Here is a 19,814-nt window from a genome sequence, read left to right on the forward strand (position 1 = left end):
TTTTTGTAAATAGACAAGTTGAAATGAGGAGTGGACAAAATGGCTTTAAACTTTAAAGTATTTGAAACAAAAGATATTGCTGCACGATATGCTGCAGATGTAGTTCGCAAACAATTTAATTCAGACAGCACTTCAGTTGTCGGCGTACATTTAGAAGCAGAGCAAACATCATTTTTCGATGAACTATTAGATGATGTTAAGAAAAATCCTGTGAACTTCAGTCAAATTCATATTTTAGATTTTGATGGTAAAGAAGATTATTACACAGAATTAGGTGTTCCTGCTAAACAAGTATTAAAAACTGATGTCGGTAGTGATGTTGAAGCATTTATTAGAGAAAAAGTGAATACTGACAAAAAGAAAAACAAATTAATGTTAGATGTTGTCACTTTAACTGAAGATAGCAGAACTGGATTAGACTATGACCAAGCGATTCACCCAGCAAGAGAAGTTATCGTACTTGTCACTGGTAAAGAAAAAGCTAAAGCAGTAAGTCAGTTATATCAAGAACCTGCAAATGGTTCTGTTGAATCCGCTAAATTAAAACAACATAGAATGGTAACAGTTGTATTAGATAATGAAGCGGCACAAGGCTTACCTGAAGACGTTAGATCTTACTTCTCAATTCAATTTTCATAAGAAGGTGAGAAATTTGAATAAAAATCTAGAAGAAGAAAATGAAATGGTTCAAGACCTAGAAGATGTTAAAGAACTAGGTAAAGAAATGGAACAAATATCAGAACAAAATGATGAAGCTTTTGAAGAAAAGAAATCTGAACAAGAATCTTAAAATAGAGATTGAGACAATACGCTATGTCTCAATCTTTATTTTTTTCGTTAATTTAAATTATCTGACAACTGAGAGTTTAAATCGCTTTCTTTATACGATATAATAGAGATGAATAAAGAATGATGAATTCAAGAAATAAAGGGGAGTATTGAAATGAGTTACAGAATTGAACATGATACATTTGGTGAAATTAAAGTTCCAAGTGAGAAATATTGGAAAGCACAAACACAAAGAAGTAAACAGAATTTCCCAGTAGGTAAAGAACAAATGCCAATTGAAGTGATTTATGGATTTGCACATTTAAAAAGAGCAGCAGCGATTTCAAATCATGAACTTGGTAAATTATCTGATGATAAGAAAGATGCCATTGTATATGCTACTGATGAAATTTTAAATGGAAACTTAGATGAACATTTTCCTCTAGTCGTTTGGCAAACAGGTAGTGGTACACAAAGTAATATGAACGTGAACGAAGTTGTGAGCTACGTTGCAAATGAATACTTGAAAGAAAAAGGTTCAGAAGAGTCCGTTCATCCAAATGATCATGTTAATATGTCTCAAAGTTCAAATGATACATATCCAACTGCAATGCATGTTGCTTTATATCATGAAATTGAATCTAAATTATTACCAGCAATTGGTACGTTAAGAGATACATTTAAGAAAAAAGAAGAAGATTTCAAAGATATTATTAAAATCGGTAGAACACATTTACAAGATGCAACACCTTTAACTTTAGGTCAAGAAGTTAGTGGTTGGAGATATATGTTAGATAAATGTGAATCATTATTAAATGAATCTAAAGGTCAATTATTAAACTTAGCAATTGGTGGTACAGCAGTTGGTACTGGTATCAATGCTCATCCAGAATTCGGTGATAAAGTGGCTAAACAAATTAGCGAACAATTAGGCTATCCATTTGTATCATCTGAAAATAAATTCCATGCATTAACTGCTCATGATGAAGTTGTTTATGTTCATGGCGCACTTAAAGCATTAGCAAGTGACTTAATGAAAATTGCGAATGACGTAAGATGGTTAGCTTCAGGACCAAGAGCTGGATTAGCTGAAATTTCAATTCCAGAGAACGAACCAGGTTCATCAATCATGCCAGGTAAAGTAAACCCAACTCAATGTGAAATGTTAACAATGGTTGCTGTTCAAGTATTAGGAAATGATGCAGCAGTTGGTATAGCAGCATCACAAGGTAACTTTGAATTAAATGTATTTAAACCAGTTATTTTATACAATACATTACAATCTATTTATTTATTAACAGATGGTATTGAAACATTTAATAACAACTGTGCAGTTGGAATAGAACCTATTGAAGAAAATATCGATAAATATTTAAATCAATCATTGATGCTTGTTACTGCGTTAAATCCACATATTGGATATGAAAATGCAGCAGCAATTGCGAAGAATGCTCATAAAAACGGATTAACATTAAAAGAATCTGCAATTGAATCTGGACTTCTAACTGAAGAACAATTCGATGAGTGGATTAAACCAGAAGATATGATAAGCTCTAAAAAATAATAGCAGCTTTAAGACACAAATATAAAGAACAGAAAAAAGGTGCTATAGGCACCTTTTTCTGTATCAAAATATAACTTTGGAGGCAATTTATGAAGAGATTAGGATTAATAGATATAGGTTCCAATACTATAAGACTTGTTATTTTTGAATACTCTAAAGATACAGGTTTAAATGAACTACAAAACGTTAAAACACCAGCACGTTTGAGTCAATATTTAGAAGAAGATAAAACAATGAATAAAGATGGAATCAATATTTTAGTAGAAACTTTAAATAGTTTTAAAAAAGTTGCCGAAAAATTTCAAGTGGAAGAACTTGTCCCTGCAGCTACAGCAGCAGTAAGACAATCTAAAAATATAAATGAAATTATTAAAAGTGTAAAAGACAAAACGAATCTCGATATTGAAATTATCCCAGAACAAGATGAGGCGTTTTACGGATTTTATGCAGCAACACATACTTTAAATATAAATAATGGTATTACAGTTGATATAGGTGGTGGTTCAACAGAAATTACTTATTTTGAAGATAAAAAGTTAAAAGAGGCAATAAGTTTTCCTTTTGGTGTTGTAACTTTAGAGAAAATGTTTTTCGCTGATAAAGATCATAATGATAAAAATGCGATAAAAAAATGTGAGAAGTATGTTAAAGAACAGTTTGAATCTGAAAAATGGATAAAAGATAAAAACGTTCCTATTATTGGGATTGGTGGATCTGCCCGAAATAATGCGCGTATACATCAGTCATTAAATAATTATCCAATTGCAGGTGTACATGGGTATGACATGACTAAAAAAGGGCTTGAAGAAGTGTTTGATGTCTTGAAAAAATCTGATAAAAATGAATTAAAAGATTTAGATGGTTTAAGTAGAGACCGTACAGATATCATTTTACCTAGTTCTATTGTTTTTAATACATTATACGATATCTCAGATGCAAAACGTTTTACGTTCTCAAGAAAAGGTCTACGTGAAGGTTTAGTGATGACAAGAATTAAAGAAGAATTTCCAAAGGCATTTAATAAAAATAATGTCACAAGTGATGCATTAAAACATATAGCAAATGAATATAATATCAATGCTTCAAATGGTAAACAGCGCATGAAATTAGCTGAAGATTTATTAAACAAATTAGAAGAAATCACTAGTTTTAAAATTCCAAAAGAAGATAAAGAAATATTTAAAGAAGCGGCATATTTATATTATTTAGGTTCATTTATTGATGCAGATTCTAGTTCACAACATACGTATTATATTATAGCCAATTCAAGTATTAATGGCTTATCGCATAAAGAAAGGGTTAAATTAGCACTTTTGGCAAGTTTTAAAAACAAGACGTTATTAAAGTTTTATATAAAGGGGACGCCTTGGTTTGATGATGAAGAAATCGAACTTATTCAAAAGCTTGGTGGCATCATTAAGTTTGCCCATGCTTTAAATGTTTCCAATACCGATTGCATCGAATCAATGGCATTAATTGAAAAGAAAAATGAATTTGAATTAAGAGCCAAATATGTTACAGACCCAATCGCTGAAGAATATCAATCTGATAGACAGAAAAAACATTTAGAAAAGTTACTACCGAAAAAACTTAATATTATATTTACACAAGATTAATAAACTTACGTTTAAATGAAGTAGTGTGATTTTATAATCTTGATTGGAAATTTGTAAAGGGTGAGATAATTATGGAAGCACAAGCGGAACAATTTTATTTAGACAATCCAGAATATTACAACAACCGAGAATTAAGTTGGCTAGACTTTAATTATCGTGTTCTTGAGGAAGCAATTGATCCTAACAATCCTTTATTAGAACAGTTGAAATTTTTAGCAATTCATAGTTCTAATTTAGATGAATTTTTTATGGTTAGAGTAGCGGGGTTGAAAGACCAAGTTAAGATGAATTTTAATGAACCAGAGAATAAAGCGCAATTGACACCTAAAGAACAACTTATCGGCATTGAAAAGAAAAATAGAGTGAACGTCGAGCTTCAATATAAGCGATTTAATGAATTAAAAGATTTGTTAAAGAGCTATAAAATATTTATTACACAACCAGAAAGATTGCCAGAACCTTTAATTGAGCAACTTCAGCATCAATTTAATACTGATATATTACCAACACTTTCACCGTTAGGGATAGATGCATACAGGCCATTCCCAAAATTAAATAATAAAATGTTGAATTTGTTTGTAGATATTAGGTTAAATGATGGTGAAATTAGATCGGCAATCGTACCCGTTCCAACATTATTAGATAGAATTATTAAGTTAGAACATGAAGGCGTTAAATATATTGTATTTCTTGAAGATGTCATTTCATTATTTATAGAACAATTATTTAAGGGATATGAAGTGATTAATACGTACACATTCAGGGTGACAAGAAATGCAGATTTAACAATTCATGAAGAAGGTGCAGAAGATTTATTAATAGAAATAGAACGATTTTTAAAAGAAAGAAAAAGTGGTGCAGCAGTACGACTTGAAATTGATAGTAGACATATAGATTCAGAAGTGAAGAGTATTTTCTTAATGAATGAACTTGAGTTATCAAATGAAGATATATACAGAGTTAATGGTCCACTAGATTTAACAGTGTTATTCTCTCTTGTAGGACAATTAGAAGATTTATTCCCAGAACTATTATTTAAACCTTATACACCACAATTACCTTCCTCATTAAGTAAAAATAATGTTTTTGAATTAGCATTGGAAAGAGATGTATTTTTCCATCATCCATATGAATCTTTTGAGCCGATTGTTGAATTTATAAAAGAAGCTTCAGAAGATCCAGATACACTTGCTATTAAGCAAACACTTTACCGTGTGAGTAGTGATTCACCGATCATTCAGGCTTTAAAAAATGCAGCTGAAAATGGTAAACAAGTTACAGTACTTGTTGAATTAAAAGCGCGTTTTGATGAAGAAAACAATGTTCAGTGGGCGAGAATGTTGGAGGATGCAGGCTGTAATGTTATATATGGTATGACATTCCTTAAAACACATAGTAAAATTACGCTAGTTATTAAGAAAGTTAAAGGAAAAGTGACGCCTTTCGTTCATTTAGGAACAGGAAATTACAATGATAAGACGGCTAAAATATATACAGATATGGGTATTATTACTACTAACCCGAAAATAGGGCAAGATGCGATTAACTTCTTTAATTATTTAAGTGGTTATTCATTAAAGCCTGATTATAATGAGCTAATCGTCGCACCATTTGAAATACGAGATTTCTTTGTTGAACATATTGAACAAGAAATGAAATCTCATAAAGAACATGGCAATGGTCTCATTATCGCTAAAATGAATTCATTAACAGATAAAAAAGTAATTAAAAAATTATTTGAAGCATCACAATGTGGTGTTAAAATCAAACTGATTATTCGTGGTATTTGTTGTCTTAAACCAGGTATTAAAGGTGTAAGTGAGAATATCGAAGTCATCAGTATTGTAGGTCGATTTTTAGAACACTCAAGAATCTATTATTTCTACCATAATGGACAAGAAAAAATGTATCTTTCTTCAGCTGATATGATGACAAGAAATATGATTAAACGTGTTGAAATATTATTCCCAGTATTAGATCCTAATTTAGTTAAACGTTTAAAAGGCATTGTTGATTTACAACTCAATGATGGATTAAAAGGACGTATTCAAAATAATGAAGGTGTATATCAATACAATGATGCAGGGAATAAACATATGAACTCACAAGAAATGTTAATGGATGAGGCAATGTTAGCAGGGAAAGAAATGAGAAAGTCTCACTTAAATATAGGGAGACCTGTAACGAGTAAAAGAAGTAACTTAATTAATAAATTTAAAGAAAGATTAAAGCGATAAATAGTTAAAGCCAACAAAGTTAAAGCTTTGTTGGCTTTTTTAGTTATTTAATCGTCTAACGTAACTGAAATCATTTCATCTTTAAATGGATGTTCGAATTCTATTTTATAACTGTGTAATTTTAATTTTCTCAGTTTACTATTGTTATAGAGTGGGTCACCGACAACTGGATGTCCAATTTCTGCAAGGTGGACACGAATTTGGTGTGTTCTACCCGTATCTAATTTTAATTCTACTTCTGCCGTATGTTCATCAATCATATGACTTTCAAGTATATGTGTGATAGCACGTTGACCTGTTGGTGATACCCGTCTTTTGTTTGGATGGAACTTGTCTTTACCAATTGGCATATCAATTGTTTGTGGTTTAAGTGGTAATAAACTATCAACTTGAGCTTTATATGTTCTTGTAATTTCTCTATCTTCTAACATACGATCTAATATTTTTTTAGCGATAGGGTGTTTTGCGACTAACAATAATCCAACAGTTTCTTGGTCAAGTCTATGAACAGGTTCAGCATAATCAGAATCTAACGTATAGATTACGTGATTCATTAGTGTGTTTGCTTCTTTTAAATCGTTTGGATGTGTCTTTACACCTTTAGGTTTAACGACAATTGCTAAGTATTCATCTTCGTATTTAATTTCAGCTAATCGGTAACTAGAAACATATTGGCTTGTTTCGTCAAATAATGGGATATTAAGTTTATCTCCGGCATTTACTGTATCTCTTAATGTACATGATTCGTCATTTATCGTAAGTTCTTTTGACATTCTTAAAAGGTGAAGTTCTTTCTTTGGTAGATGTAAAGATTTAAACATCTCTTCGATTGTTTGACCTTCAAATTTTGATGGTATTGTAATTTGCATAGCGTCCTCCAGGAATATTTCTCTCAAAATCGGGAAAAATTATATTATAACAAAAAATAAGTTATAATTATTATAACAAGAAAAAGAGATAAGGAGTATGTTTCATGTCAAAATCAATCGATAATAATGAATTTAACGTTAGTATTAATACTAGACAGATGACTTTTGATGATATTGATGAAGTTATTGAATTACAGTCTAAATGTTTTCCGGGGATGGAACCATGGGAGAGAGGACACCTTGAAAGTCATCTAAGAATGTTTCCGAGAGGACAAATTGTTGTAGAATTTGAAGGTGAAATTATAGGTTCATGTTCTTCACTTATCATCAACTTTGATGAATATGATGATAGACATACGTGGGATAGTATTACGAATAATGGTTATATTACAAACCATAATGATCACGGACATAATTTATATGGTATTGAAGTTATGGTTCATCCTGATTATAGAGGTATGAAAGTTGGCGCAAGACTATATGAAGCTCGTAGAGAAATCGCTTATGAATTAAATTTAAAGAGTATCATTATAGGCGGTAGAATTCCAAACTATCATCAATATAGTGATGAATTAACACCACGTGAATACGTACAAGGTGTCATTAAACACCGTATTAAAGACCCAGTATTAACATTTCAATTGATGAATGATTTTACGTTAATGCGTATTAATCCAAATTATTTAAATGATGATGTTAAAAGTATGAAATTTGCAACTTTGATGGAATGGAATAATCCTGATTACATAGCAAGAAGTAATGTTCATTTTAAAACGAGTGAACCTGTCAGAATATGTACAGTAAACTATATGATGCGTAAAATTAATTCATTTGAAGAGTTTGCAAACCAAATTGAATACTTTATTGACGTTGCATACGATGCGGATAGTGATTTTATCGTCTTTCCAGAATTGTTGACGACGCAATTAATGAGCTTTGATGAACAAAGTAATCCAGCAGAATCTATTAGAAAATTAACTACTTACACATCACAATATATTGAGATGTTCAATCAGTTTGCAATGAAATATAATATCAACATTATTGGTGGTTCTCATTTCGTTGAAGAAGGTGAAGATATTTATAATATTTCATATTTATTTAGACGAGATGGCTCTATCGAAAAACAATATAAAATCCATGTAACACCAAATGAAAGAAAATGGTGGGGTGTATCACCTGGTAATGGCGTTGAAGTATTCGATACTGATTGTGGAAAAATTGCGATTCAAATTTGTTACGATAGTGAATTTCCTGAAATGGCGAGAATCGCAATGGAAAAAGGTGCAAAAATTATATTTACACCATTCTCAACAGAAGATAGACAAAGTTATTTACGTGTAAAATATTGTTGTATGGCACGCGCTATAGAAAACCAAGTTTACACAGTAACTTCAGGAACATGCGGTAACTTGCCACAAACTGAGAATATGGATATCCAATATAGTGCTTCAGCAATATATTCTCCATCAGACTATGGTTTTGCTCGTGATGGTATCGTGAGTGAAACAGGTGAGAATTTAGAAATGGTTGCTATCGGCGAAGTTGACTTAGAAGTATTAAGAAGAGGTAGAGAAAACGGAACTGTTAGACATCTTAGAGATAGAAGACATGACGTATATAATATTACGTATAATCAATAATAATAAAGGTGATTGATATGGAAAAACCGACGAGTACAAGCCTTTTAAAAGAAATTGCAGAATTTTTAAATGAAGAGACTGAAATGTATAGTATGATGCATGGCGCACTTAAAAAATTAGTAAGCGGCAGTAACTTTCATACAGGTTGGATATTTTTTATTGATGAAGAAGGTAAACATGAACTTGTTGCAGAAGAAGCGTTACCGCCCGCTTTAACACATAATAGTTGCCAATACATGACAGAAGGTACGTGTTGGTGTGTAACAGCATATCAAAATAAAAAACTGACGAAAGCTTCAAATATTATTACTTGTTCAAGAATTGTAAAAGCAACTAAAGAACATCATGACAAGACGGATGGCATTACACATCATGCAACTGTGCCACTTCGTTCTGGTAATGAACAGTTTGGATTGCTTAATATTGCGACACCAAATACGAAGCGATATTCAGAAGAAGATTTAGAATTGCTAGAGTCTGTAGCATTTCAAATCGGCTCTGCGATTAAACGTATATTATTAACGGATCAAGAAAAAGAGGCAGCTCGTATAAATGAAAGAAATAGGTTAGCGAGAGATTTACATGATTCTGTTAATCAAATGTTATTTTCTTTAAAAATCACTGCACATGCAGCGAAAAGTCTTGATGACCATGAAGCGGCTAAGAAAGCATTTCAAACAATTGAAGAGACGAGTCAAAGTGCTGTCAATGAAATGAGAGCACTAATATGGCAACTGAAACCGATAGGATTGGAACAAGGTTTAATTTCAGCTATTAAACAATATAGCCAGTTAATTCATATTGAACCTGAATTTGAAGTTGAAGGGCTTATTGATTTGCCGAATACAATTGAAGAGAATGTTTATCGCATTATTCAAGAATCATTAAATAATATTCATAAACACTCAGGTGTAAATAGTGCGAAAATATTTCTAGAACAAAATAAAAAGACGTTTAAATTTAAAATTGTAGATAACGGTAAAGGATTTGAAAGCCAAGATTTAGACAACAAGCTATCTCACGGTTTGAGAAATATTAAACAACGTGTTCAAGGTATGAAGGGACATGTAGATATCAAATCAAAATTGAATGAAGGAACAGAAATTGTGATTTCTATTCCACTTTAAATGTTAGGAGTATCACACATGAGTTATAATATAATCTTAGTAGATGACCATCATATTGTGCGACAAGGATTAAGTTTCTTACTAGATACTGTTCCAGATTTCAATATACAAGCTGATTTCTCAAGTGGTGTGTTATTGCTAGAATACTTAGAACAACATGAATCACCAGATATCGTTCTTTTAGATTTAGTTATGCCCGATATGAATGGCATTGAAATCACAAGTATCATGAAGAAGAAATACCCAAACATTAAGATATTAGTCTTAACAAGCTTTTATGATGAAGAACATGTCATATCAGCGATTGATAAAGGCGCAGATGGTTATGAAATTAAAGATGTAGAACCTGATTCGCTTATTCAAACAATTAGATCTGTATTAAATGGTGAGAAGAAAATTCATCCAAAAGTACAGTCTGTTATTTCTGAAAGTGAACGGAAACCACATAGAGAAAATAAATTATCCAAAAGAGAACTTGAAGTATTAGCAGAATTGGTGAAAGGTAAAACCAATAAAGAAATTGCAGAAACACTATTTGTATCTGAAAAAACGATCAAAACACATGTCAGTCATATACTAAATAAATTAAAAGTATCAGACAGAACACAAGCTGCCGTTTATGCAATGGAACACCAATTATTAATTTAATTACAGATATAATATTTTTACGAGTAAGTATTGTCATATTCAATACTTACTCGTTTTTATGTAAAATTACAAAAATAAATTTACAAAATGAAAGCCCTTAAAGTATAATATGTTACATGGGAGAAATGATTTTACTTACTTTATAGGGGGTAGTTTAATATGAAAGTCAGGAAAAACTTAACTTTAAAAATTGTTATCGCTTTAGTACTAGGTATAACAGTTGGTTCGATTTTTAATATGTTTGCCGGAACGGGTTTCGTTCAAGGTACAAATCAATACGTATTTAATGTAATTGGTCAAATATTCCTTAACCTCATATTCATGCTTGTAGTACCAGTCGTATTTGTTTCAATTGTATTAGGGGTTATTGGCGTAGGTGATCCAAAATTACTAGGTGGTATAGGATTAAAAACCGTTACATTCTTCTTATGTACTACGGCAATTGCGATTACTATCGCAATGTTACTTGCTTTAGTATTTAAACCAGGTGTTGGTCAATCAGATTTATTAAATAGTGATGATGTTAAAAAATATGGTGCTGAACAAAAAGCTAAATCATCAGATCAAGCTGCACCAGAAAATCAAACATTTGATCAAACATTGATTAATTTGTTCCCACAAAATCCAATGAAATCTATGGTGGAACAAGATATGTTACCAATTATTACATTTGCAATCTTTATTGGTGTAGGAATGATTGCACTTGGTAGTAAGGTTGAAGCGGTGAAAAAAGTCTTCGAGCAGACCAATGATATACTCATGTATATCGTTACGATGATTATGAATTACTTCGCACCAATTGGTACATTTGGACTAGTTGCAACAGCTTTTACAAACGCAGGATTTGGCGCAATTAAACAACTTGGTATGTACTTCTTTGTTGTATTATTAGCGTTAGCAGTGCACTTCTTTGTGATTTATGGTGGGGCTGTTAAATTATTAGCAGGTAAGAATCCTTTCTGGTTCTTCAAAAAGTTCTTCCCAGCTATGACAGTTGGCTTTAGTTCATCAAGTTCAAATGCAACATTACCTATCTCTTTGGAATGTACTAAAGAAATGGGTGTGAGAAAAGAAATTAGTTCATTTGTTCAACCATTAGGTGCTACGATAAATATGGATGGAACAGCTATTATGCAAGGTGTCGCAACAATATTTATAGCTCAAGTATCAGGTGTAGATTTAACAATTATGCAAATGGTAACTGTTGTCGTTGTTGCTGTTATTGCTTCAATTGGTACTGCAGGTGTTCCTGGTGTTGGCCTAGTAATGTTAGCAATGGTACTGACTTCAGTCGGATTAGACCCCGCAGCAATAGGTATTATTTTAGGTATAGATAGATTGTTAGATATGACAAGAACTTCTGTAAATATTACTGGAGATGCTGCATGTGCACTAATTTTATCTGAAAGAGAAAAGTCAAAATTTGTAAAAGAATAAACAATTTAGTGTATTAAAGGGGTAAATTGATATTAAATTCAATTTACCTCTTTTAATTTGGTTAAAAATGTATTATGATGTTACTTGTGCTTGAAAAAATCGTGTATTTTTGCAACATATTAAATCAATTAATATAAATATTAAAAAGAAAGGTAGATATAGATGGATAAACAAACATTTACAACAATAATCCAAACAAAATTCAAAATGGTTCGTATTGAGGCTGGATACACTCAAGATACTATGGCGAATACAGTTGGATTATCTAAGAAAACTTTAGTGCAAATTGAAAAAGAGAGAGTATTACCTAACTGGACGACATGTGTATCAATTTGTGCGTTATTCAGAGATTCAGATGTTTTAAATACTACTTTTGGTTGTGACCCATTAGAAGTTATTCAAATCATATCTCGTCATCATTGTGCATATCCAAATCATGACAATACTAGTGATATTTACTGGGTAACACTTGATGCTAAATCTGGCTATATTTTACAATCTAATAAAAAATCAGATCTTTACAGAGTATTAAACGAAGAACGTCAACCAATCTTCGGTACTGCGAAAAAACGTGAAGCAGAAACTTATTTCTTACGTAAAACGCAATCATTATTTGTTTAAAATTTGTATAATATTTGTTAAAAGCTACTTCTTGGATTATTCTAAAGAAGTAGCTTTTTTAGAAGGAGAATTTCCATGACAACAATTATAACCGTATTTAGTATGATGGTAATTGGTGCGTTAATAGGTGGATTTACAAACTTTATCGCAATTAAAATGTTATTTCATCCATATCATGAAATTAGATGGTTCGGATATAAATTACCGTTCACGCCAGGCTTAATACCAAAAAGAAGAAATGAATTATCAGAAAAAGTAGGTGAGATGGTTACTAAACATCTCTTAACACCTGAAGTATTTAAAGAAAAACTTGTGAACCCAAGTACGAAGAAAGTGCTTGAAGATACGATAAAAGTCCAATTTAATACTTTAAAAGAGAAAAAATATACGATTCAAAACTTTGTGGATCGAATTGATTATCCACTAGAAGAGAAATTAAATGAAACGATTAAATCTACTATTAAAGAAAAGATTGATCAATATTATGCTTCTCATAAGAATGATGACATTAAATCACTCATTCCAGAAGAAATACTTGAACAATTAAACATTCAATTGAATCGTGTAACACCAGAAATTTTAACAAAAATTGATGAATATTTAGTATCTGAAAAAGGTGAACAAGATATTCATTCAATGGTTGAAGAATTTTTTGAACAAAAAGGTAGAATGGTCGGCATGATTCAAATGTTTATGACAACGGAAGATATTGTATATAGAGTTAAAAAAGAACTCAGAAATGTCATTAAACAAGAAAAAATCAAAAATATGATTGATCTACAAGTGCATAATCAATACGACAAATGGATGGCTAAACCTTTACAAGAAGTTTTAACAGATGAAAGAAAAGAAAAAGCCAAAACGTTATTCGCAACTGAGATTACAGAATCTATTAATGTTAATAAATATTTAAATACACCTTTAGATGAACTCGTTCCAAACTTATTTGTATATATGGAAGGAAGAGGAACAGAAAGATTTATTGACTACATGATTGGTAAAGTTGGCGATAATATTAGCTTAATTTTAGAAAGAATGAAATTAGCAGAATTGATTAAAGATCAAATTGACCGATTTGAATTATCTTATTTAGAAAAATTAGTCATAGAAATCTCTAATAAAGAATTAAAATTAATTACATTATTAGGCTTTGTATTAGGTGGAATTATTGGATTATTACAAGGAATAATCGCTATTTTTGTATAAGGCCTAGAATTATGATACAGTATTATTGGAATTGATTTTCTAATACATTTATTTATTATAGGAGCGAATTAATTATGGCAGAAGTAAACATTTACGACAAAGCGAATGAACTAGAACAAACTTTACGTGCAAGTGAAGAATATAACAAAATTAAAGAACAATATGAAAAAGTTAATGCAAACCCAGAAACAAAAAAATTATTCGATGAATTCCGTGAAATTCAATTAGAATTACAAACTAAACAAATGCAAGGCGAAGAAATTTCAGAAGTAGATATCGCTAGAGCTCAAAAATCTGCTCAAGAAATTGAACAAAACGAAACAATCGCTGAATTAATGCAAGCTGAACAAGCAATGAGTCAATTAATTCAAGATTTAAACCGTGTTATCATGAAACCATTAGAAGATATCTACGGTAGCCTTGAAGAAAACCAAGGTTAATTAATTAACTTTATGAGTCGACAAAGTCATTCGATTTTGTCGGCTTTTTTTGTGGGAATTTTTATGACGGATTATATAGAGTGGGGAATGTTTATAAGTGGAGGTGTTATTTGCAGTTTTGATGAGAAGTGCAAATAGTGAGTGCGTTATTAGCAGTTTTGGTAAGAAGTGCAAATAGTGGGGGCGTTATTAGCAGTTTTGGAGAGAAGTGCAAATAGTGAGTGCGTAAGTAACACTTTAGCTGAGATTTGTAATTAAGGCAGTCTATAGTAACACTTCGGCTGAGTTTTGTAACTATGGCGGTCTATAGTAACATTTCGGCCGAGTTTTGTAATTAAGAACCCCGTTACAAACAAGTTTGGCAGAAAGTGTTCATAACGTATCCATTATAATCTCCTGTATTAACAATTCATATGTCGCTTTTTTGTTGTTTAATCTTATATGTGCGATGTATCGTATACGCGCGGAATATGGTAAAATTAAAGCATTAAAAATCTTTATAAATCTGATTATTCTATTGGTTGAGCTTGAATATAATAATTAAGAAATGAGCTAATATTGAAAGAGGTTAGGTATATGATTAAATTTATACATTGTGCGGATTTACACCTTGATAGTCCATTTAAGTCTAGACATTATTTAAGCCCTTCTATTTTAAGCGATGTAAAACAAAGTGCATATAATAGTTTTAGAAAAATTGTTGATGACGCAATTAAAGAGCAAGTTGACTTCATCGTCATTGCAGGGGATTTATTTGATCAAAATAATAGAACTTTGCGTGCGGAAGTGTTTTTAAGAGAGCAATTTCTTAGACTACAAGATGAACAAATTTTTGTTTATATTATACATGGTAACCACGATCCTTTATCAGTCGGTGTCCACACAGTTTGGCCAGAGAATGTAACAGTCTTCTCTGATAAAGTTTCTACATATCAACTCATTACGAAAAATGGCCAAGTTGTTTATTTACATGGTTTTAGTTATCAAAAAGATCAAAGTTATGAGAATAAAATTGATGAATATCCTGAATCTACAGGTAATAAAGGGATACATATTGGTGTATTACATGGTACATATTCACAAGCTTCAGGAGTGAAGCAAAGATATACTGAATTCAATATTGAAGATTTAAATAGCAAATTATATCATTACTGGGCATTGGGGCATATTCACGAAAGAGCAATGATTAGTGAATTATCTCAAGTCCATTATCCTGGCAATATACAAGCCCGTCATTTTAAAGAAAAAGGTGAAAAGGGTTATTTACTCGTTGAAGGTGATGAGTCAAAATTACAAGCATCATTCAAACCAACTCAATATATTAGGTTTGAAAAAGCGGTCATTGAAACACAAGCTAAAGGTAAACATGCATTATACGAAGCGATACAAAAATTCAAAGATAGTGTGAGAACTGAAGGTAAGGCTTTTTATCAATTAGATGTTTATGTTAAGCATGATGAAATTTTAAAGCAAGATGAAATTAACCAAGTTATTCAATTGATACAAGAGTATGAAGAGAATCAAACGAACTTTATCTTCGTTGAACAGTTGAATGTATTCTTTGATCAAGATTCTGAAGTAGCTTTAGCGAATGAGTTCAATGATGATATTTTACAAGATGAGAACATTCTTGAAGAAGCACTCAGTGATTTGTATATGAATCCAAAAGCAAATCGATTTTTAGAACCATTTAGTGATGTTGATAAACAAGCACTTATTGAACGTGGGGAAGCAATTTTAAAAAGAAGAATGAGAGGTTAAAGCGATGAAAATTAAATATTTAGAAATTTATGGCTATGGCCAACTCATGTCTAGAAAAATAAAATTTGATCAAAGTTTTATGCAAATATATGGTGAGAATGAAGCAGGGAAATCAACGATACAAGCGTTTATTCATTCTATATTATTTGGCTTTCCAACTAAAAAAGAAAATGAACCAAGATTGGAACCAAGACTAGGGAACCAATACGGCGGTAAGTTAGTGTTAGACTTCGATGGTCAAATTGTTGAAGTAGAAAGAGTTAAAGGTCGCGTAACAGGTGACGTTAAAGTATATCTGTCTAATGGTAAAGTTAAAGATGAAGAATGGCTGAAACAAAAGTTAAATTTCATTAATAAACGAACTTATCAAGGTATTTTCTCTTTTAATGTATTAGGATTACAAGATATCCATAAGAACTTAACTGAAGACCAACTTCAAATGTATTTACTTCAAGCAGGTGCACTCGGTTCAACTGAGTTCACAGGTATGAGCGATTTAATGCAAGTTGAGAAAGATGCATTATATAAGAAGAATGGTAAAAATCCAGTTCTAAATGTTCAATTAGAACAGTTGAATGATTTAGAAATTAAGATTAAAAACGAAGAAAAGAAACTTTCAGAATATGAAAGACTTCAAGATGAACGCGATAAAACATCTCGTAGATTAAATCAATTAAAAGAGAATCTCGGCAAACTTACTGATAGGTTAACAAGTAAAGAAAAAGAAATTTCACTACATAACGAAGTGGTTGAATGGAAGAAGTTAGAAAGTAATTTAAATATAGAACCATATGAATTCCCTGAACAAGGGATAGAGCGCTATGAATCAGCTGTACGTTCAAATGAAAGTATAAAACGTGATTTAACGTTAAGAAATGAAAAGCTTGGACAAGTCGTACATACTTTAGAAAATGTTAAAGTTATGTCTGAACGAGATGAAAAAGCGCTCAATAGTATTAGACAAAGAGAATCAGATATTAAAGAGAAACATCAAGAATTAAAACAATTAAACCAGCAAATCGATAATGCTGAACGTGATAATGAATTACTTAGACAAGATATCGGCTGGAATGAAGAATTTTTAGATGTTGATACGTCTGACGCGATGAAGACACATATAGCTGAAGTTAATCGCATAAGAGAAGAAAACGTTGCAGAACGAGAACAAATTAAACGTTCGCTCAACCAATTATCAATTGAACAAGAGCGTTATACTAATAATGTTGATAAATTGCATAATGATCTCGTATCCGATGAAAACTATGAACAAAAGAAAGTATATAATCAAAAAGCGCTAGAGCTCGGCGAAAAGAAATCACTATACAAAAAAATGGAAGAAAGCTTTAATAAGCAAAAAGAAGAAAGCGAAAAGAGAAGTAAGCAATATAGACTTGCTTCTGGCATTGGTGGCATATTATTAATTGCAATTGCCATTTATGCGTTTATTGCATCGCAAATTGTATTTAGTGCTATATTTGCTGTTGTAGGTGTCGTATTAGTTGGATTAGCCTTTATGATTAAATCTAAAGAGTTAAATCATGATCAAGCATTTTCTAAAGAAATAGATGAATTAGAAGAAAAAGTTCAACACTTAAAGCAATTTTATGATTTAGACTTTAATCTTGATGAACAAACGAAAATTAGACAAGAATTAGAAAGTTATTATCAGTCTCAAGAGATCTTATCTACTAAGCAAAGTGAATTGAATAAAGAACTTGAGCAAGTAGAAGAAATTATTGAGACTAAAGAAAGAGCACTTAAAGAAACTAAAGTAAGTTTACATGTATCTAATCAAATATCATCACAATTATTAAATGATGCATTGTCGACAATTAGAAAAATTAAACAAAATAGATTAGAAATTACACGCATTACTAAAATAAGAGATGAGAAACAAGCAGCTTTAGAAGCATTTTATAGAGAAGCGGATAGCATTGTGAGTCATGCTGGACTACATTATCAAGAGATTTCACTATTTCATGATGTCAAACAAGCTTTAGATGAACATCAAAAAGAATTTAATATTCAATCACGCAATAACGACCAACAAGCATTATTAACCAATGAAATAAATGCTTTAAACGCGCGTTTAGAAGAAAATAACAATGTGATTCAATCATTATTCGACTTTATTAGTGTAGATAATGAAGAAGCGTATTATCGTCATCATAAAGCTTATGTGTCTTATCATGAGGATTTAAAACGATTTAATTATTTAACAGATTTATTGAACAATCAAAATTACGATTACGATAAAAATACACAACTAAGTTATATGACAAAAACAGACCTAGAAAATGAACGTACTCAGTTAGAAGGTCAAGTTGATGAATATAATGATCGATATTTAAATGTTCAAGCTGAATTAAGTGATTTAAATGCTCAAATCAATCATATGGAAACGGATGAAACACTTTCAGCTTTAAGACATGAATACCATTTGCTTAAAGATAAAGTGAATGAAACTGCAAATGATTGGGCTGCATTGAGTTATTTACAAAACTTAGTCGAGGCACATATTAAACAAATTAAAGATAAGCGACTACCTTATGTTGTAAAAGATGCTACAGATATCTTAAAAACATTAACAGAAGGTAGATATAATCAAGTTATTTATGAAGAACAAAATGTTCAAGTGAGACATGAAAATGGACAAATATTCCATCCTACTGAATTAAGTCAATCAACGAAAGAATTATTATATATCGCGTTAAGATTTAGTTTAATTAAATCATTACAAAAATATTATCCATTCCCAATTATCGTTGATGATGCATTTGTGCATTTTGATAAACATCGTAAAGAAATTATGATTAAATATTTAATGAGTATGAAAGATGATATTCAAATACTTTATTTCACTTGTAATAAAGATCAAAATGTACCTCAGAAACAAACTATTACGCTGACAAAAATAGAAGGAGCTAAGAGCAAATGAGAACTATAGAGACATTGAAACCAGGAGACTCAGTAGATCATTACTTTTTGATTCATCGAGCAACTCAAGGTGTTACAGCTCAAGGTAAACCATATATGACACTTTATCTTAAAGATAAAAGTGGTGATATAGAAGCAAAAGTATGGACGGTAACAAATGAAGATATTCAACTACTCGTACCTGAAACGATTATTCGTGTGAAAGGTGACGTTATTGATTATCGGGGAAGAAAACAAATGAAAGTAAATCAATTTAGAGTGGCTGTAGATGAAGATAATGTGAAATTGGAAAACTTCCTAGAAGCGGCGCCATTATCAATAGATGATATGTCAGAAGAAATTATGACGTATATACTAGATATTGAAAATGCTAAATTACAAAGAATTACACGTATATTACTTAAAAAATATCAAAAAGAGTATTTTACATTCCCAGCAGCTAGTTCACATCATCATAATTTTGTTTCTGGCTTAAGCTATCATGTTGTAACAATGTTAAGACAAGCGAAGGCATTGTGTGATATTTATCCAATATTAAATAGAAGCTTATTATATAGTGGTATTATCTTACATGACTTAGGTAAAGTAAAAGAGTTATCAGGACCTGTCGCAACATCATACACAGTTGAAGGGAACTTATTAGGTCATATTTCAATCGTTAGTGATGAAATTGCACAAGTTGCAAAAGAGCACAATATAGAAGGGGAAGAAGTCCTCTTATTGAGACATTTAGTTTTAAGTCACCACGGTAAATTAGAATATGGTTCACCAAAATTACCTATGGTTAAAGAAGCAGAAATTCTTCATTTTATTGATAATATTGATGCAAGAATGATGATGTTTGAAAAACATCTTAAAAAAGTAGATAAAGGTCAATTTACAGAGCGCATCTTTGCTTTAGAAAATAGACAATTTTATAAACCTGAAACTTTAGATTAAT

Annotated in this window: 16 protein-coding genes; 15 read left to right on the forward strand and 1 reads right to left on the reverse strand. The window is 31.1% G+C overall.

Annotated elements, in window-relative coordinates; all coding sequences use genetic code 11:
- Window positions 1-39: 39 nt before the first annotated feature.
- The 5 genes from LQ677_RS13040 (at window position 40) to LQ677_RS13060 (ending at window position 6,185) form a co-directional block, all read left to right on the forward strand.
- Entirely contained in the window at window positions 40-639 is a 600-nt protein-coding gene (locus LQ677_RS13040) for a 6-phosphogluconolactonase (RefSeq protein WP_191836407.1), read from the forward strand.
- Entirely contained in the window at window positions 578-790 is a 213-nt protein-coding gene (locus tag LQ677_RS13045; RefSeq protein ID WP_370622769.1) for an SAS053 family DNA gyrase inhibitor, read from the forward strand. Before LQ677_RS13040 ends, LQ677_RS13045 begins: the two co-directional genes overlap by 62 nt.
- A gap of 153 nt (window positions 791-943) precedes the next feature.
- The gene (gene fumC, locus LQ677_RS13050; RefSeq protein ID WP_107577221.1) at window positions 944-2,332 is read left to right on the forward strand and encodes a class II fumarate hydratase; all 1,389 of its coding nucleotides are present in this window, start codon (window positions 944-946) and stop codon (window positions 2,330-2,332) included.
- A gap of 89 nt (window positions 2,333-2,421) precedes the next feature.
- Window positions 2,422-3,948, forward strand: coding sequence for an exopolyphosphatase (gene ppx / locus LQ677_RS13055; RefSeq protein WP_191836406.1), 1,527 nt, complete (start codon window positions 2,422-2,424; stop codon window positions 3,946-3,948).
- A gap of 71 nt (window positions 3,949-4,019) precedes the next feature.
- The gene (locus LQ677_RS13060; protein WP_191836405.1) at window positions 4,020-6,185 is read left to right on the forward strand and encodes an RNA degradosome polyphosphate kinase; all 2,166 of its coding nucleotides are present in this window, start codon (window positions 4,020-4,022) and stop codon (window positions 6,183-6,185) included.
- A 47-nt stretch (window positions 6,186-6,232) separates the two neighbouring features.
- Here LQ677_RS13060 and LQ677_RS13065 read toward each other — a convergent pair whose 3' ends face one another.
- Window positions 6,233-7,054 (reverse strand): RluA family pseudouridine synthase, encoded by an 822-nt coding sequence (locus LQ677_RS13065; RefSeq protein ID WP_196307924.1) that lies wholly within the window; start codon window positions 7,052-7,054, stop codon window positions 6,233-6,235.
- A gap of 104 nt (window positions 7,055-7,158) precedes the next feature.
- Here LQ677_RS13065 and LQ677_RS13070 point away from each other — a divergent pair, with 104 nt between their 5' ends.
- The 10 genes from LQ677_RS13070 (at window position 7,159) to yhaM (ending at window position 19,813) form a co-directional block, all read left to right on the forward strand.
- Complete coding sequence (locus tag LQ677_RS13070) at window positions 7,159-8,697, forward strand: bifunctional GNAT family N-acetyltransferase/carbon-nitrogen hydrolase family protein (protein ID WP_025904805.1); 1,539 nt, start codon at window positions 7,159-7,161, stop codon at window positions 8,695-8,697.
- Window positions 8,698-8,714: 17 nt separating this feature from the next.
- Window positions 8,715-9,824, forward strand: coding sequence for a GAF domain-containing sensor histidine kinase (locus LQ677_RS13075; RefSeq protein ID WP_239749007.1), 1,110 nt, complete (start codon window positions 8,715-8,717; stop codon window positions 9,822-9,824).
- An 18-nt stretch (window positions 9,825-9,842) separates the two neighbouring features.
- A complete protein-coding gene (locus LQ677_RS13080; RefSeq protein ID WP_037589723.1) occupies window positions 9,843-10,472 on the forward strand; it encodes a response regulator in 630 nt (209 codons plus the stop codon).
- A 159-nt stretch (window positions 10,473-10,631) separates the two neighbouring features.
- The gene (locus tag LQ677_RS13085) at window positions 10,632-11,909 is read left to right on the forward strand and encodes a dicarboxylate/amino acid:cation symporter (RefSeq protein ID WP_196307926.1); all 1,278 of its coding nucleotides are present in this window, start codon (window positions 10,632-10,634) and stop codon (window positions 11,907-11,909) included.
- 162 nt (window positions 11,910-12,071) lie between these two features.
- On the forward strand, window positions 12,072-12,530 hold the full coding sequence (gene xdrA / locus LQ677_RS13090; RefSeq protein ID WP_025904809.1) for an XRE family transcriptional regulator XdrA: 459 nt from the start codon (window positions 12,072-12,074) through the stop codon (window positions 12,528-12,530).
- A gap of 75 nt (window positions 12,531-12,605) precedes the next feature.
- Window positions 12,606-13,736: a DUF445 domain-containing protein gene (locus tag LQ677_RS13095; RefSeq protein ID WP_025904810.1), complete on the forward strand. Its 1,131-nt coding sequence runs from the start codon at window positions 12,606-12,608 to the stop codon at window positions 13,734-13,736.
- A gap of 74 nt (window positions 13,737-13,810) precedes the next feature.
- Window positions 13,811-14,176, forward strand: coding sequence for a YlbF/YmcA family competence regulator (locus LQ677_RS13100; protein ID WP_025904811.1), 366 nt, complete (start codon window positions 13,811-13,813; stop codon window positions 14,174-14,176).
- A gap of 576 nt (window positions 14,177-14,752) precedes the next feature.
- Window positions 14,753-15,937, forward strand: a complete 1,185-nt coding sequence (locus LQ677_RS13105) for a metallophosphoesterase family protein (RefSeq protein ID WP_025904812.1) — start codon at window positions 14,753-14,755, stop codon at window positions 15,935-15,937.
- Window positions 15,938-15,941: 4 nt separating this feature from the next.
- The gene (locus LQ677_RS13110) at window positions 15,942-18,875 is read left to right on the forward strand and encodes an ATP-binding protein (RefSeq protein ID WP_196308146.1); all 2,934 of its coding nucleotides are present in this window, start codon (window positions 15,942-15,944) and stop codon (window positions 18,873-18,875) included.
- Window positions 18,872-19,813, forward strand: coding sequence for a 3'-5' exoribonuclease YhaM (gene yhaM / locus LQ677_RS13115; protein WP_025904814.1), 942 nt, complete (start codon window positions 18,872-18,874; stop codon window positions 19,811-19,813). Before LQ677_RS13110 ends, yhaM begins: the two co-directional genes overlap by 4 nt.
- The last annotated feature ends 1 nt before the right edge of the window (window position 19,814 follow it).

This window comes from Mammaliicoccus sp. Q-M61, from assembly GCF_022386055.1.
Classification (GTDB): domain Bacteria; phylum Bacillota; class Bacilli; order Staphylococcales; family Staphylococcaceae; genus Mammaliicoccus; species Mammaliicoccus sciuri_A.